Annotated in this window: 12 protein-coding genes; 8 read left to right on the forward strand and 4 right to left on the reverse strand. The window is 72.6% G+C overall.

The features are described from left to right. The first annotated feature begins 46 nt into the window (after nucleotides 1-46). The 3 genes from IEX69_RS14680 to IEX69_RS14690 are packed head-to-tail and all read left to right on the forward strand — an operon-like array spanning nucleotide 47 to nucleotide 3,053. Nucleotides 47-1,117 carry a permuted SH3 domain-containing protein gene (locus IEX69_RS14680; RefSeq protein ID WP_085018145.1) on the forward strand — a complete coding sequence of 357 codons (1,071 nt, stop codon included), beginning with the start codon at nucleotides 47-49 and terminating at the stop codon, nucleotides 1,115-1,117. Further along, a complete protein-coding gene (locus tag IEX69_RS14685; RefSeq protein WP_085018147.1) occupies nucleotides 1,114-1,815 on the forward strand; it encodes an ABC transporter ATP-binding protein in 702 nt (233 codons plus the stop codon). Before IEX69_RS14680 ends, IEX69_RS14685 begins: the two co-directional genes overlap by 4 nt. Continuing rightward, a complete protein-coding gene (locus tag IEX69_RS14690) occupies nucleotides 1,812-3,053 on the forward strand; it encodes an ABC transporter permease (RefSeq protein ID WP_085018149.1) in 1,242 nt (413 codons plus the stop codon). Before IEX69_RS14685 ends, IEX69_RS14690 begins: the two co-directional genes overlap by 4 nt. Before the next feature lie 101 nt (nucleotides 3,054-3,154). Here IEX69_RS14690 and IEX69_RS14695 read toward each other — a convergent pair whose 3' ends face one another. Both IEX69_RS14695 and IEX69_RS14700 read right to left on the reverse strand, forming a co-directional pair. Beyond that, nucleotides 3,155-3,853 (reverse strand): response regulator, encoded by a 699-nt coding sequence (locus IEX69_RS14695; protein ID WP_085018151.1) that lies wholly within the window; start codon nucleotides 3,851-3,853, stop codon nucleotides 3,155-3,157. Further along, entirely contained in the window at nucleotides 3,850-5,535 is a 1,686-nt protein-coding gene (locus IEX69_RS14700) for an ATP-binding protein (RefSeq protein WP_174604385.1), read from the reverse strand. Before IEX69_RS14700 ends, IEX69_RS14695 begins: the two co-directional genes overlap by 4 nt. 174 nt (nucleotides 5,536-5,709) lie before the next feature. Between IEX69_RS14700 and IEX69_RS14705 the strand changes: the two genes are divergently transcribed. After that, nucleotides 5,710-7,110 (forward strand): cation:dicarboxylate symporter family transporter, encoded by a 1,401-nt coding sequence (locus IEX69_RS14705; RefSeq protein ID WP_085018154.1) that lies wholly within the window; start codon nucleotides 5,710-5,712, stop codon nucleotides 7,108-7,110. On the opposite strand, the gene IEX69_RS14710 is transcribed toward IEX69_RS14705, so the two are convergent. Beyond that, nucleotides 7,091-8,074 carry an aldo/keto reductase gene (locus tag IEX69_RS14710; RefSeq protein WP_085018156.1) on the reverse strand — a complete coding sequence of 328 codons (984 nt, stop codon included), beginning with the start codon at nucleotides 8,072-8,074 and terminating at the stop codon, nucleotides 7,091-7,093. The two genes, IEX69_RS14705 and IEX69_RS14710, sit on opposite strands and share 20 nt — an antisense overlap. Before the next feature lie 229 nt (nucleotides 8,075-8,303). Between IEX69_RS14710 and IEX69_RS14715 the strand changes: the two genes are divergently transcribed. Next, nucleotides 8,304-9,326 (forward strand): GNAT family N-acetyltransferase, encoded by a 1,023-nt coding sequence (locus IEX69_RS14715; RefSeq protein ID WP_157127070.1) that lies wholly within the window; start codon nucleotides 8,304-8,306, stop codon nucleotides 9,324-9,326. A gap of 9 nt (nucleotides 9,327-9,335) precedes the next feature. On the opposite strand, the gene IEX69_RS14720 is transcribed toward IEX69_RS14715, so the two are convergent. Next, nucleotides 9,336-9,620 carry a GNAT family N-acetyltransferase gene (locus IEX69_RS14720; RefSeq protein WP_085018160.1) on the reverse strand — a complete coding sequence of 95 codons (285 nt, stop codon included), beginning with the start codon at nucleotides 9,618-9,620 and terminating at the stop codon, nucleotides 9,336-9,338. A 163-nt stretch (nucleotides 9,621-9,783) separates the two neighbouring features. Between IEX69_RS14720 and IEX69_RS14725 the strand changes: the two genes are divergently transcribed. From IEX69_RS14725 to IEX69_RS14735, 3 genes are all read left to right on the forward strand, one after another. Continuing rightward, nucleotides 9,784-10,704, forward strand: a complete 921-nt coding sequence (locus tag IEX69_RS14725) for a DNA-methyltransferase (protein WP_157127395.1) — start codon at nucleotides 9,784-9,786, stop codon at nucleotides 10,702-10,704. A 63-nt stretch (nucleotides 10,705-10,767) separates the two neighbouring features. Beyond that, nucleotides 10,768-11,430: an HAD-IA family hydrolase gene (locus IEX69_RS14730; RefSeq protein WP_085018163.1), complete on the forward strand. Its 663-nt coding sequence runs from the start codon at nucleotides 10,768-10,770 to the stop codon at nucleotides 11,428-11,430. Nucleotides 11,431-11,494: 64 nt separating this feature from the next. Further along, entirely contained in the window at nucleotides 11,495-13,591 is a 2,097-nt protein-coding gene (locus IEX69_RS14735; RefSeq protein ID WP_085018165.1) for an ArnT family glycosyltransferase, read from the forward strand. Nucleotides 13,592-14,359 lie beyond the last annotated feature (768 nt).

The raw sequence follows: 14,359 nt of genomic DNA on the forward strand, positions 1-14,359 counted from the left end.
GGGCGAGTGCGGGCAGGGGGCCCGGTTGCGGGGCAAGGAGAGTGACGTGGACGCGGCACGACGATGGGTGTTCCCGATCCTGAGGCTGGTCCTCGTCGCGGTCGTCGCGGTGGCGCTCTGCAAGCTGGCGTTCTTCCCCGACCACCCCGCTGAGGCCGACCTCGCGGTGCCCACCGGCGAGGTCACCGCCCCGACCGTCGTGGTGGCGAAGGGCAGCATCGCGAACGACGTGGTGGTCGATGCGACGGTGTCGGCGGATCCGGCCGTGCCCGTCAAGGCGACGGCTGCGGGAACGGTCGACGAGGTGTTCGTCGCCGAGGGCGCGGCAGTGGCCGCGGGAGACGTCGTCTACGACGTGAAGGTCGAGATCGAGCGTGATCCGGCCGATTCCGTGGATGCCGAGGGCAAGCCCCTGCCGGTGCGCTACCGGTACGTCGACGTGACCGCCCCCATCGGCGGGACGGTGAGCTCGCTCGGAGTCATCGAGGGGCAGACCGTGTCGATCGGCGAGGCCACCGCCCAGGTCGCGCCGCCCACCTACTCCGTCTCCGGGACGCTCGCGCCCGAGCAGCGCTACCGCCTCGTGAGCGCCCCGACCGAGGCCCAGGTCGCGATCACCGCCGGGCCGGCTCCCTTCACCTGCAGCGGCTTGCGCATCCAGAACCCGCTCCAGGGCGCGGGTGGCCAGGGCGGCGGCTCGGATCCGTCCGGAGGTTCTGCAGGCGGCCTCGGCGCGACCGGCGGCGGCTCGGGGGGATCCTCGACGACGACGGTCACCTGCCCGATCCCCGACGGGGTCACCGTGTTCCCCGGCCTCACCGCGACGATGACGCTCTCGGGCGGCAAGGCCGACGGCGTCCTCATCGTCCCCACCACCGCCGTGCAGGGCGCGGCCCAGAGCGGCACCGTCTGGGTGGTCGCGCCCGACGGCACGCAGGAGGAGCGACCGATCGGCCTCGGGCTGACGGATGGATCACAGGTCGAGGTGACCGGAGGCCTCGACGAGGGCGAGACCATCCTGCAGTTCGCCCCGGGCGCCGCGGCGGTCGTGGACGAGGGGATGGGCGGATGCGTGTCCCTGCCGTCCGGCGGCTCGGTCTGTGGAATGACTCCGTGACGCTGCTCCGTCTCGAGCAGGTCACCCGCACGGTCCTGCCGCCCGACCAGCCCGCGCTCACCATCCTCGACGGCGTCGACCTCGCCGTCGAGGAGGGCGACCGCATCTCGATCGTCGGCCGCTCCGGATCGGGGAAGTCGACGCTGCTCAACATCCTCGGCCTCCTCGACCTGCCCACGAGCGGGGTCCTCGAGTTCCAGGACCGCGCGGTGCGGAGCTACTCCAGCGGCGAGCGGGACCGGATCCGCGGGCAGCACATCGGGTTCGTGTTCCAGCAGTTCAACCTCCTCCAGGGGCGGACCGCCCTCGAGAACGTCGCGACGCCGCTGCTTTACGCGACCGGCAGGTCGTTCTGGCGCCGCCGTGCGATCGCCGCGGAGATGCTCGAGCAGGTCGGTCTCGCTCACCGCCTCGACTCCCTCCCTGAGCGACTCTCCGGCGGCGAGCAGCAGCGGGTCGCGATCGCTCGGGCGCTCGTGCGAGGACCGCGGCTCATCCTCGCCGATGAGCCGACTGGAGCACTCGACCTCGACACGGGCCAGAGCGTGATGGCGGTGGTGGAGGAGGTGGCCACGCGGACGGGCGCTGCCCTCATCGTCATCACGCACGACCCCACCATCGCGGCGACCGCGCGGACCAGGTACCGGCTCGACCGCGGGGTCCTCAGCTCAGCCGAGACAGGGGCGGAGGCGGCATGAGCATCCTCACCGCTCTGGTGGGAGCCGTCGTCGAGGCGTGGCAGGAGCTCAGGATCCATCGCACGCGTGTGCTGCTCTCCCTCATCGGCGTCGCTGTCGCCGTGTGCTCGCTGACCACCGTCGTGGCCCTCGGGGCCGTCCTGCAGCAGGTGTCGACCGAGCAGGCCGAGCGGTCGAGCGGTCGCCCCGCGACGCTCTACGTCGGGGCCTACACCACCGACGGGAGCGAGATCGACCCCGAGCGGATGCAGCAGGCGTGGACGGATGTCGTCGAGCGGTACGACATCACGTACGCGACCCGCGTGGTGAGCGCGACGGTCCCGGTCGACTCCCCGTCAGGGGTCCTCACGGTGGGCACGCAGGCCGTGGACCAGCCCTACGGCGAGATCCACCGGGTGCGGATCAGCGAGGGCGCCTGGTTCTCGCGCGACGCCGCGAGCATGCTGGCGCCCCAGGTCATCGTGAACCAGGTGTTCTGGGACCGCCTCGGCCGGCCCGACCTGCTCACGCATCCGACGCTGAGCCTAGGCGGCCCGAAGGGCACGACCGCGGTGATCGTCGGGGTGTATCCGTCGGCGTCGTGGGAGACGCAGCCCGCGATGTTCATGCTGGCCGATCAGCTGGCCCGCTATCAGGAGGTGGCCGAGCAGACCAGGCCGGCGCAGGACCCGAACGCGGGCTTCCCGCCGCAGTACGAGCTCTGGGTCCCGGAGGGCGACTGGCAGACGCTGGCCGACGCCGTCAAGCGCGACATCTCCGCCGTGCTCGGCGGAGGCGTCGAGGTCGACGTGAACCGGCAGGATGCGGCTCAGTTCGGCGACGACGCGTTCCTCGTCGCGCGCCTGGTCGTCGGCGGGATCGCGGTGCTCGTCCTGCTGCTGGGCGCGCTCGGACTGGTGAACATCGCCCTCGTGACCGTCCGCCAGAGGATCCGCGAGATCGGGATCCGGCGCTCGTTCGGCGCGACCGCGGGACGGGTGTTCTTCGCGGTGATGATGGAGAGCGTCGTGGCCACGGTGATCGCCGGCGCCCTCGGAGTGGTGGCCGCGATCCTGCTCGTGCAGAGCCCCTTCGTGCGCGACGCGATCGGGCAGGGCGTGATCAGCGACTTCCCGCCGTTCCCGGTCGACGCGGCCCTCCTCGGCCTGGTGGCCGCCACCGCGGTCGGTGCGGTGGCGGGGCTGCTCCCCGCGCTCGTCGCGGTCCGCGTGAAGGTGATCGACGCCATCCGCTACTGACCGGGTCAGGATCACGTTCCGCCACACCCACGCTGCTTCGCCACGTCGATCGGTGTGGCGAGACCACGTGCGTGTGGCGGACAGCGTTGTGGTCCTCCGCGTCAGCGGGTGCGGGCGTAGCGGATCTCGGGGCGGCCCGGGCCGTTCTGGTGGGTCGATCTGCTCAGCGCCCCCGCGTCGACGAGGTGCTCGAGGTAGCGGCGGGCGGAGACCCGCGAGAGGCCCGCGCGCGCGGCGACCTCCGTGGCGGACACCTCCGACTCGCCCCGCACGACGGCCAGGACACGGGACATCGTCTCGTCGGACAGGCCCTTCGCCAGGGCGGACGCGGAGGACCCTCGTCGAAGCGACGCGAACGCGTGGTCGATCTCGGACTGCGTCGCCGTCCCCGTGGCGTCCACGCCGGTGACGAACTCCCGATACCCCTCCAGTCTCTCGGTGAAGGACGCGAACGTGAACGGCTTGATCAGGTACTGCACGATGCCGAGCGACACTGCTGCCCGCACGGTCGCCACGTCGCTCGCCGCCGTGACCGCGATCACGTCGATGTCGATCGCGGAGGCGCGCAGTCGACGGCACACGTCGAGACCGTGCCCGTCCGGCAGGTTCATGTCGAGGAGGACGAGCGAGATCTCGGGATGCCCGGAGTCCCGGTCCGCACGGAGCGTCCGCAGCGCGCTGTTGGCGTCGGGCGCCGTCGCGGCCAGGACGAAGCCGGGGACGCGCTCGACGAAGCGCGCGTTGACCTCCCGGGTGTGCTCGTCGTCCTCGACCACGAGCACGCCGATCGCGTCGGTCATGACGCCGATCCCCGGTGCGGTCGCCGTTCGCCGGCGAGGGATCGCGAGGGGATGCGGACGGTCGCCACACATCCGGACCCGGTCTCTCCCGTGGTGAGCCGCACAGTCCCGCCGCGCCGCCTCACGGCGTCGTCGACCAGGGCGAGACCGACCCCGCGGCCGAAGGCCCCGTGGTCCTTCGTGGAGAACCCGCGCCGGGCCAGATCGCCGAAGCCGAGGTCGGCGGGCACACCGGTCCCCGTATCGGCGACGAGGAGCTCGAGGTCGGATGCGTCTCCGCCGGAGATGCGCACGACGAGCCTGCGCTCCGGCGCCCGAGCCAGTGCGTCCAGGGAGTTGTCGATCAGATTGCCGAGGATGACCACGAGGTCCTCCGACAGGCTCGGATCCCATCGCGCGCCCGCGCTCACGTCGATCTCGGCCTCCATTCCGCGCTCCCTCGCCTCGGTCCACTTGCCGAGGAGCAGCGCGGCGACGACCGCGTCCTCGATCCCCGAGAAGAGCTCGTCGGCGAGATGCTGCGAGCGGGCGGTGCTGTCGACGGCGAAGGCGACGGCCTCGTCGTATCGGCCGAGTTCCACCAGGGAGGCGACCACGTGCATCCGGTTCGAGTGCTCGTGCGTCTGCGAGCGCAGGGCGTCCGAGAGCGTGCGGGTGGCGTCGAGCTCGCCGCTCAGCCGTTCGATCTCCGTGCGGTCGCGGAGCGTCACGACGGTGCCGAGGAGACGCGCCGGACGACGGCCGCGCCGCGGTTGCGTGGCGGGGCGCCGGGTCAGCACCAGCACGCGTCCGGCATGGAGGTGCACCTCTTCCGTCACGGGCCCGTCGCCGTCGTCCTCGGAGGCGGCGAGATCCGCGGGAGCGGCCGGTTCGGCGAGGAGGAACGCCTCGAGGTCGGCCTCGAGCGGCAGGTCGGTGATCCGTTCCCCCGCGCTGTCCGCGGGCACCCCGAGGAGCGCGGCCGCCTGGTCGTTGAGGAGCGCGATGCGACCGCGCCTGTCGATGAGGAGCAGGCCCTCGCGGACGGAGTGCAGCACCGATTCGTGATAGGCGAAGAGCCGCGCCATCTCCTCGGGGCCACGGCCGTCGGTGACCCGGCCGAGGTAGCGGCCGAGGATCACCGTCGCGAGGACCACGAGGAGGGCCGCGCCCAGCACTCCGCCGATGAGCGGAGGCAGTCGCGCCGCGAGCGTGCCCTCCACACGCGAGATCGTCACCCCCGACGCGACGAGGGCGACGATCTCGCCCGCGGCATCCCGCACGGGTGCGACGGCGCGGACGGACGGGCCGAGCGTCCCGGTGTAGGTCTCCACCACCGTCTCGCCCTGGAGCGCGGGCGCCAGCGTGCCGAGGTAGTGCTTGCCGATCTGTGCGGGATCGCGATGGGTGTAGCGGGTGCCGTCGGTGGACATGATCGTGACGAAGTCCACGTCGGAGGCGGCCATCACGTCGAGGGCGTAGGGCTGGAGCGTCGCGGTCGGATCCGGCTCGGACACGGCCTCGACGACGAGCGGGTTCTGCGCGAGCGAGGTGGCCACGGCGACCGAACGGGTGGCGGCCTCCTGCTGGGCGTCGCTGCGCGCGCCGACCACCGTGAACACGACGGCCCCCGCGGCGAGGACGGCGACGCCGGCCAGCTGCAGCACCAGAAGGCGCGTCGCGACGCTCCATCGTCGACGCATCGGCACCTCCTCACTCCACTGTGGTCGGGCCTCCATCTTCCCTCCCCGGCGCCCCGCTGTCGCCGTCCGCGTCGTGAACACTACGACCACAAACGGGACAGCCCGGCGGCATGCGCGCAGAGTCTCCTGCACCGGAGGGCACACAGGGGTGCCGCTCGAGGGAAGGGATCGATCATGGCAATGACGCTGAGACCGCACAAGCGACTCGACCGCACGCACTACCTCTACATCGCCGTCATCGTCGCCGTGGCGGCGGGCATCGCGGTCGGGCTGCTCGTGCCCGACTTCGCGACCGGGCTCAAGCCCATCGGCGACGCGTTCGGCAAGCTGATCAAGATGATGATCGCACCGGTCATCTTCTGCACGATCGTGCTGGGCGTGGGCTCGATCGCGAAGGCCGCCACGGTGGGGAAGGTCGGCGGGCTCGCGCTCGGCTACTTCATCGCCATGTCGACCTTCGCGCTCGCGATCGGGCTGGTGGTGGGCAACCTCATCCACCCCGGGACCGGGCTCGACCTCAGTGGTACCAGCTACCAGGCGACCGGTGAGGCGACCGAGACCAAGGACTTCCTGCTCGGGATCATCCCGGTGTCGCTGCTCTCGGCCCTCACCGACGGCTCGATCCTGCAGACGCTGTTCGTCGCCCTCATCGTCGGGTTCGCCCTCCAGCGGATGGGGGCGAAGGGTGCGCCGATCCTCAACGGGATCAGGATGATCCAGGCCCTGGTGTTCCGCATCCTGGCGATGATCATGTGGCTGGCGCCGGTGGGTGCCTTCGGCGCCATCGCGGCGGTCGTCGGATCGACCGGCCCGCAGGCCCTGATCGGACTGGGGGCCCTGATGATCGCGTTCTACGTCACCTGCGCGGTCTTCATCGTCGTCGTCCTCGGCGGACTGCTCATGCTCGTCACCCGGGTCAACATCTTCTCGCTCATGAAGTACCTGGCCCGCGAGTACCTGCTCATCGTCTCCACGTCGTCGTCCGAGGCGGCCCTGCCGCGGCTCATCGCGAAGCTCGAGCACCTCGGGGCCTCCAAGCCCGTGGTGGGCATCACGGTGCCCACCGGCTACTCCTTCAACCTCGACGGCACGGCCATCTACCTGACGATGGCGTCGCTGTTCATCGCGAACGCCATGGGGACGCCGCTCTCGATCGGCGAGCAGGTGTCGCTCCTGGTGTTCATGGTCATCGCCTCGAAGGGCGCGGCCGGAGTGACCGGGGCGGGACTGGCGACGCTCGCCGGCGGACTGCAGGCGCACCGGCCCGACCTGCTGGATGGCGTCGGCCTCATCGTCGGGATCGACCGGTTCATGTCGGAGGCGCGAGCACTGACGAACTTCACCGGCAACGCGGTGGCCACGCTGCTCGTCGCGACGTGGACCCGTCAGCTGGACGTCGAGCAGGTGCGCGCCGTGCTCTCCGGGGCCCGTCCGTTCGACGAGGCGACGATGAGCGCCGACGACCACCTCGGCCCGGACGAGGCGGCTTCGCTCGAGAAGGCCCCGGCAGGGACGACCGCGGCCGACGCGGCCGACGCCGCGCCCGCCCCCGCTCTCACCAGCGGTCGTGGATGAGCGGACGGAACCTCTCGTCGTAGATGCGCCGCACACCCTCGCGGACGCCGTCGCCGAGGTCGGGCACCCGACCGGCGGCGGCGTTCGCGCGCGCCTGCTCGGGGTCGCGGGCACCCGGGATCACGCTGCTCACGCCGTCGAGCTGGGCGACCCACGCCAGGGCGGCCTGCGCGGGGGAGACCCCCTCGGGCACGAGCGCGGCGAACTCCCGAGCCGCGGCGACGCCCTCCTCGAACGGCACCCCGGAGAAGGTCTCGCCGACGTCGAACGCCTCACCCGAGCGGTTGTACGTGCGGTGGTCGTCGGCGGCGAACGTCGTCGACTCGGTGTACTTGCCGCTGAGGAGCCCCGAGGCCAGCGGGACCCGGGCGATGATCCCGACCCCGGCCTCCTCCGCCGCGGGAAGCACCTCGTCGAGGGGCTTCAGGCGGAAGGCGTTGAGGATGATCTGCACGGTGGCCACCCCGGGCCGGGCGATCGCCGTGAGCGCCTGCGCCGTCTCCTCCACGCTGACCCCGTACGCGGCGATCGCGCCCTCGTCGACCAGGGTGTCGAGCGCGTCGTAGACGGCGTCGTCGTGGAACACGGCGGTGGGCGGGCAGTGGAGCTGCACGAGGTCGAGCGTCTCCATGCCGAGGTTGCGGCGCGAGCGGTCGGTCCACGCCCGGAAGTTCTCGAGCGTGTAGTTGCCGGGCTCCTGCGGGAGGCGGCGGCCCATCTTCGTGGCGACGGTGAGCGGATGCCCCGGGTTGGCGCGACGCCAGGTGCCGATGAGGGTCTCGCTGCGACCGTCACCGTAGACGTCGGCCGTGTCGAACAGGGTGACGCCCGCCTCGGCCGAGGCGTCGAGCACCGCGAGCGCATCCGCCTCGTCGACCTCGCCCCAGTCGGCGCCCAGCTGCCACGTGCCCAGTCCGATGACCGAGACCTCGCGTCCCGTCCGCCCGAGTGTCCTGTGCTCCACGTCTGCTCCTCGCGTCCTGCCCGGGCCGCTTCGCCAGCCCCGTTCGTCCGTCGTCCATCCTGCCCCTCGCCGCCGTCGCCCGCCGACGGGCTTGCGCGGGTCAGGGCGCGGTGGTGTGCGGGTGCGGTGGTGCGTGGGTGCGGTGGTGCGCGGGCCCCGGCGCGGTGACTGGCGGGTGCGGCGCGGCGGTGCGCGGGTGCGGCGCGGCGGTGCGCCCTACGGTGGGAGCATGAGCACGCCTCTCCGCGACCGCGTCCCGTTTCCCGCCGGTGGCGCATCGCTGCCGACCGGGCCGGCGGGTGTCCGGTGGCGACGCCTGACGGCGGCCGACGCTCCCGAGGTGTACGAGCTGCGGCGCCGGGCAGGGCGGGTCGACCATCCGAACTTCGTCGTCTCGCGGGAGGAGATCGAGAGCGACCTCACGCGCGTCGAGCTCGCTCCCGACCGCGACACGGCGGGAGCGACGGATGTCGCGGGCAGGCTCGTCGCCTACGGCCTCGTCGTGCGCCCCGCCGAGTCGGAGTCGCTCGTGAAGGTCCTCCTCGACGGGCACGTCGACCCCGACCGTCGGGGCGAGGGCATCGGTCGGCGGCTGCTGGACTGGCAGCAGGCGCGGGGCCTCGAGATCCTGGCCGAGCACGAGGAACCGCTGCCGGGATGGCTGCTCACGCAGTCGGACGTCGGCTCGGCGCACGTCGTCGACCTGCTGCAGCGGGCGGGCTTCGAGCCCCGGCGGTACTGGCTGGAACTGCGCCGCGACCTCGCGGAGCCGATCCCCGAGGCGCCCCTCGAGGCCGGCCTGCGCATCGTGGACTACTCGCCCGCGGTCGCCGAGCCGGTGCGACTGGCGAAGAACGAGGCCTTCCGCGACCACTGGGGGAGCCAGCCGATGTCGGCCGACGACTGGGCGGCACGCGACGAGCTGCCCATCGCCCGCCACGACCTCTCGTTCGTCGTGCTCGACGGCGACGAGGTCGCCGGGTTCCTCCTGACCACGGTGAACGCGGAGGAGAGCGAGCAGCTCGGGTTCCCCTTCGGATACGTCGAGCTGGTGGGCACGAGGGCGGCGTACCGGGGGAGGGGTGTCGCCCGAGCGCTGCTCGTGCACGCGCTGGCCGCCTTCCGGGAGGCGGGGCTCGAGCAGGCCGTGCTCGACGTCGACTCCGAGAGCCCGACGGGCGCCGTGGGGCTCTACGCCTCCGTCGGCTTCCGGGAGGCGAACCGCTCGCTGAGCCTCGTCAGGGAGTGGTGAGCGGGCGGGTCAGCTCGCGAGGAGCTCCTCGTAGTCGGGGTGGGTGCGGATGTAGTGCCCGACGAACGAGCACTGCGGCACCACGGTGCCGGCACCCGTGAGGCGGATGTCGTCGAGGGCGGCCTGCACGAGCATCCCGCCGAGGCCGTTCTGTCGCTTGGCGGGGAACACCTCGGTGTGGGTCATGTAGACCTTGCCGTCGGCGGCGATGTAGTCGGCCACCCCGGACAGCTCGCCGTCGAGGTAGAGCGCGTAGCGGTGCTCGGCGGCTTCATGGCGGATCTCAGTACTCATGATGGGCGCGACGATACGCCTGTCGCCTGGGTGCCGCTCTCGGCTCGCCGTGCTCCCGGCGGATGCGGAGCCGCCGAGCGCCTGCTGTCATGATGGAGCGGTGGAGGAGGTCGAGGGTCCGGACGTCGGGCCCGTCGAGGGTCTGATCCTCCACGCCGACAACATGGACGTGCTCCCCGGCATGGCCGACGGGACGTTCACCGTCATCTACCTCGATCCGCCGTTCAACACCGGCCGGCCGCAGCGACGGAGCACGACGACGAACGTCCGGGTCGCCGCAGACTCGCCCAGCGCTCGAGGGCGGGTTATCGGGTTCAAGGGCCAGGCCTACGACCGCATCCGCGGCGACCTCATGCGGTACGACGACCACTTCGAGGACTACTGGGGCTTCCTCGAACCGCGCCTGCTGGAGGCCTGGCGGCTCCTCGCCGACGACGGCACGCTCTACCTCCACCTCGACTACCGCGAGGCGCACTACGCGAAGGTGCTGCTGGACGCCCTGTTCGGGCGCGAGTCGTTCCTCAACGAGATCATCTGGGCGTACGACTACGGGGCGAAGTCGAAGAACCGCTGGCCCACGAAGCACGACACGATCCTCGTCTACGTGAAGTCGCCGACCGGCTACCACTTCGACTCCGCCGCCGTCGATCGCGAGCCCTACATGGCGCCCGGCCTCGTCACGCCCGAGCGGGCGGCCCTCGGGAAGCTGCCCACGGACGTGTGGTGGCACACGATCGTGTCTCCGACGGGCCGCGAGAAGACGGGGTACCCCACGCAGAAGCCGGAGGGCGTGCTGCGCCGGATGATCCAGGCGTCGTCGCGCCCCGGCGACCGCGTGCTCGACTTCTTCGCCGGGAGCGGGACCACCGGCGCCGTCGCGGCGGCGCTCGGCCGCCACTACGTGCTCGTCGACGCCAACCCGGAGGCGATCGCCGTGATGCGCGCGCGGCTGCCCGACGCCGAGGTCCGCACCGTCGCCTCGCCCGTCGCCTCCACTTCCGCCTCGCCGGTCGCCTCCACTTCCGCCTCGCCCGTCGACTCGGCCGTCGCCTCGACACCGGATCCGGCGGAGCCCGCCGAATAGCGCGGCGGTGGGCCTCGATCGGTGTCGAGGTGACGGCATCCGCGGCGTCGATAGGCTCGAGGGATGAGTGACGAGTACCGCATCCGTGGCCTGCTGTTCGACTGCGACGGGGTGCTCGTCGACTCCCTCGCCTCCGCGGGGCGCGCGTGGGGCGCCTGGGCGGCGCGGTGGGCGCCGCACTTCGACTACCACACGCAGATGGTCCACGGCCGTCGGGCGGGGGACACGGTCCGCGAGCTCGTCGCCGCGGAGGACGCCGAGCGGGCCGAGCTCGAACTCGAGCAGGACGAGATCCGGGAGGCGGTCGGCACGGAGGCGCTGCCGGGCGCCCGCGAGCTGACCTCGTCGCTCGAGCTGCCGTGGGCGGTGGTGACGTCGGGGACGCGGGACCTGGCGACGGCGCGTCTGACCTCGGCGGGCATCGCCCTCCCGGCCGTGCTGATCGCGGCACAGGACGTGACCCGCGGCAAGCCGGACCCGGAGCCCTACGCGACCGGGGCCGGACGGATCGGCGTCCCCGCCGCGGAGTGCGTCGTCTTCGAGGACGCGATGTCGGGCATCAAGGCGGCGAGGGCCGCCGGCGTCGGCGTGGTGATCGGCGTGGGCCCCGACGCACTCGGCCACGGAGCGGATGCGGTCGTCCCCGACCTCAGCGCGGTGTCCGTCGTCGACGGGGTCCTCTCGCTGAGCGCGCGGCTCGATGGAGCGCTCCCCGCGCGTCCGTGACGTCATAGGTCACCCATAGCGAGGTCGAGGTGGGGGCAGATGTCCTCTGCCTAGCGTCGGCCTCGTGACGACATCCACCCTCGGATCCGGCGTACCCGACGCGGCCGGTGCTCCCTCGACCGCAGCGAGCCGACTCGTCCTCCGCAGGATCCTGCGCCCGTGGCCGCTGGGCCTGGGCGCCCTGACCGCCCTCAGCGCCTTCGCCTACCTGTGGGCGCTCCAGCTCGGCCAGCGCTCGGAGTACTACGCGGCCATCGCGCTGTCGATGAGCCAGAGCTGGGCGAACCTCCTCTTCGGATCGGTCGACCCGGCGGGCACGGTCTCGCTGGACAAGATCCCCGGGTCGTACTGGGTGCCCGCCCTCTTCGTGCGCCTCTTCGGCTTCTCCACCTGGTCCGTGAACGCGCCCAACGCGCTGGCGACCGTCGCCGCCGTCCTGCTCGCCGCGTTCACCGCCCGCCGCATCGCCCGGGGCTTCGGGCTCGAGGGAGGGGCGACCCTCGCCGGGCTCCTCGCCGGATCCGCCGTCGCGGCCACGCCCATCCTCGCCGCCGTCGCCCGATCGAACCAGCCGGAGTCCTTCTTCGTCCTCGCGCTCGCCCTCGCCGCGTGGGCGGCGACGAAGGCGGTCGAACGGGCGTCCGCGCGCTGGCTGGTGGGGGCGGGGGCGTTCATCGCCCTGGCGTTCCAGATGTACATGCTCGAGGCATGGGCGGTCTGGCCGGCCCTCGCCGCCGGATACCTCGTCACTCGGAAGTCCTGGTGGCGGAAGATCCGGGACCTGGCGGTGGCGGGGGCGGTCAGCCTCGTGCTGTCGCTGACCTGGATCGCCGTCGTCGCGTTGATCCCCGCCTCCTCGCGCCCGTACGTGGGAGGGACCTACTCGAACGACCCGTTCGAGATGGTGTTCGGCTACAACGGGCTCGGGCGGTTCTCGGCCACCGCCGACTCGAGTGACTACCGCTCGTTCACTCCGCCCTTCTCGGGGGAGGCGGGGGTCCTGCGTCTGTTCAACGTCGAGGTTGCCGGGCAGGTGGCGTGGCTCATCCCGGTCGCGCTCCTCGCGATCGTGGTACTGCTCGTCCTGCGGATGCGGCTGCCCGTGGTGGTGTTCCTCGGTGGATGGCTCGTCACGTTCCTCGCGATGTTCTCCGCTGTCGCCGGGATGCACCAGTTCTACACGGCGTCACTCGCCCTCCCGATGGGCCTCCTGGTGGGTCTCGCGTTCGCGGTCGCGCGGTCTCGGAGGGTCCTGTGGGCGCAGCTCGCGATGATCGGCGTCGCCGCGCTCACCGCCGTGCTCGTGGGGCTGGCGTATCCGGGGTACCTGCTCTGGGTCGTGATCGTGCAGGGCGTGCTCGCGCTGGTCGCGGGGGCGCTCCTCGTGGTGGGAGCGCGGCGCCGGGCACGTGCGCGTGGGTGGGTCTCCGTGATCGCCGGTGCCGCACTGCTCCTCACCCCCGCGGCGTGGTCGCTGGATGCGATGAACCACGAGAACTCCATCAACCCCGTCGCCGGCGCGCAGTCCGCGATGGGTGGGATGGGTGGCGGCTTCGCGGGGATGGGCGGTGGCTTCGGTGGGTTCCCCGGTGGCGGTGGGTCCTCCGGTGCGGGTGGGTTCGGCGGGTTCCCCGGTCGGGGTCCCGGCGCTGCGGCGGGGAACGGGCAGCCCGGCGGGGGCGGGTCGAGTGTGCCAGGCGGGTCGGACGCGGGCGGTCGGGATGGCGGGCCGGCCAGGGACGGTGCCTCGTCGGACGGGATGGGGGCGGCCGGCGCAGGGCGGTCGGGCTCAGAGGATGCGGTGCTGGCCTACGTGCAGGCGAACCGCGGATCGGCGTCGTACCTGCTCGCGACGTTCGGAGCGCAGAGCGCGGCGGGCTACATCACGGCCACGGACGGTGACTCGGTGCTGCCGATCGGCGGCTTCAGCGGCTCGGACCCGGCACCCACGCTGGACACGTTCGAGCAGCTCGTCTCCTCGGGTCAGCTGCGGTTCGTGCTCATGTCGTCGGACGGGGGCTTCGGCGGTGGCGGCGGCTTCGGCGGTGCTGGGTCCACGTCGTCGTCGGACTCGGAGGTCTCCGCCATCCGCGAGTGGGTGACCCAGAACTGCACCGCGGTAGACGGCATCACCGACCTCTACTCCTGCTCCGCGGGCTGACCCCGCCCCCGCCGCCGCGCCGCCGCGTCATCGCCGCGAGTGCGCCCGCCGTGCCCTGCGCGCGCAGGGAGGCTGCCCCGATGCGGGTTGCGCCCGCCCAGCGCGTCGTCGAGGCCGTCCCGGCGGTAACGGCGTCCCTGGTGGGCCGAACCCGCGGCCTCGCCTGTGGGCGGTCCACCCCCGGGGCCGGGGGCTCGCCTCGTGGCGGACGTGCCGGGCGGCGGCGAACGCTCCGCCTGCTGCGGGTTGCGCCCGCTCAGCGCGCCGTTGAGGCTGTCACGGCGCTGACGGCGTCCCGGGTGGGCCGAACCCGCGGGCTAGCCTGCGGGTGGGGTCGCCTGGGGCCGGCGGCTCGCCTCGTGGCTGACGTGGCCGGGCGGGCGGCGAACGTTCCGCTGCTGCGGGTTGCGCCCGCCCAGCGCGCTGTCGAGGCCGTCCCGGCGCTGACGGCGTCCCTGGTGGGCCGAACCCGCGGGCTAGCCTGCGGGTGGGGTCGCCTGGGGCCGGCGGTTCGCCTCGTGGCTGACGTGGCCGGGCGGGCGGCGAACGCTCCGCCTGCTGCGGGTTGCGCCCGCCCAGCGCGCTGTCGAGGCTGTCACGGCGGCCCTGGTGGGCCGAACCCGCGGCCTCGCCCGTGGGCGGTCCGGCCCGGGCCGGCGGCTCGCCTCGTGGTCGGCGTGCCGGGTGGGCGGCGAATGCCCCGCCTGCCGCGGGTTGCGCCCGCCCCAGGTGATGTCGAGGCCGTTACGGCGGTGACGCGACTTTCAG

The sequence above is a fragment of the Cnuibacter physcomitrellae genome (assembly GCF_014640535.1).
Classification (GTDB): domain Bacteria; phylum Actinomycetota; class Actinomycetes; order Actinomycetales; family Microbacteriaceae; genus Cnuibacter; species Cnuibacter physcomitrellae.

Bases quoted from the DNA above. Each gene is read 5' to 3' on its own strand.
- IEX69_RS14690 (WP_085018149.1), top strand. From the start codon at position 1,812: ATGAGCATCCTCACCGCTCTGGTGGGAGCCGTCGTCGAGGCGTGGCAG.
- IEX69_RS14695 (WP_085018151.1), bottom strand. From the start codon at position 3,853: ATGACCGACGCGATCGGCGTGCTCGTGGTCGAGGACGACGAGCACACC.
- IEX69_RS14700 (WP_174604385.1), bottom strand. From the start codon at position 5,535: ATGCGTCGACGATGGAGCGTCGCGACGCGCCTTCTGGTGCTGCAGCTG.
- IEX69_RS14705 (WP_085018154.1), top strand. From the start codon at position 5,710: ATGGCAATGACGCTGAGACCGCACAAGCGACTCGACCGCACGCACTAC.
- IEX69_RS14715 (WP_157127070.1), top strand. From the start codon at position 8,304: ATGAGCACGCCTCTCCGCGACCGCGTCCCGTTTCCCGCCGGTGGCGCA.
- IEX69_RS14720 (WP_085018160.1), bottom strand. From the start codon at position 9,620: ATGAGTACTGAGATCCGCCATGAAGCCGCCGAGCACCGCTACGCGCTC.
- IEX69_RS14725 (WP_157127395.1), top strand. From the start codon at position 9,784: ATGGACGTGCTCCCCGGCATGGCCGACGGGACGTTCACCGTCATCTAC.
- IEX69_RS14730 (WP_085018163.1), top strand. From the start codon at position 10,768: ATGAGTGACGAGTACCGCATCCGTGGCCTGCTGTTCGACTGCGACGGG.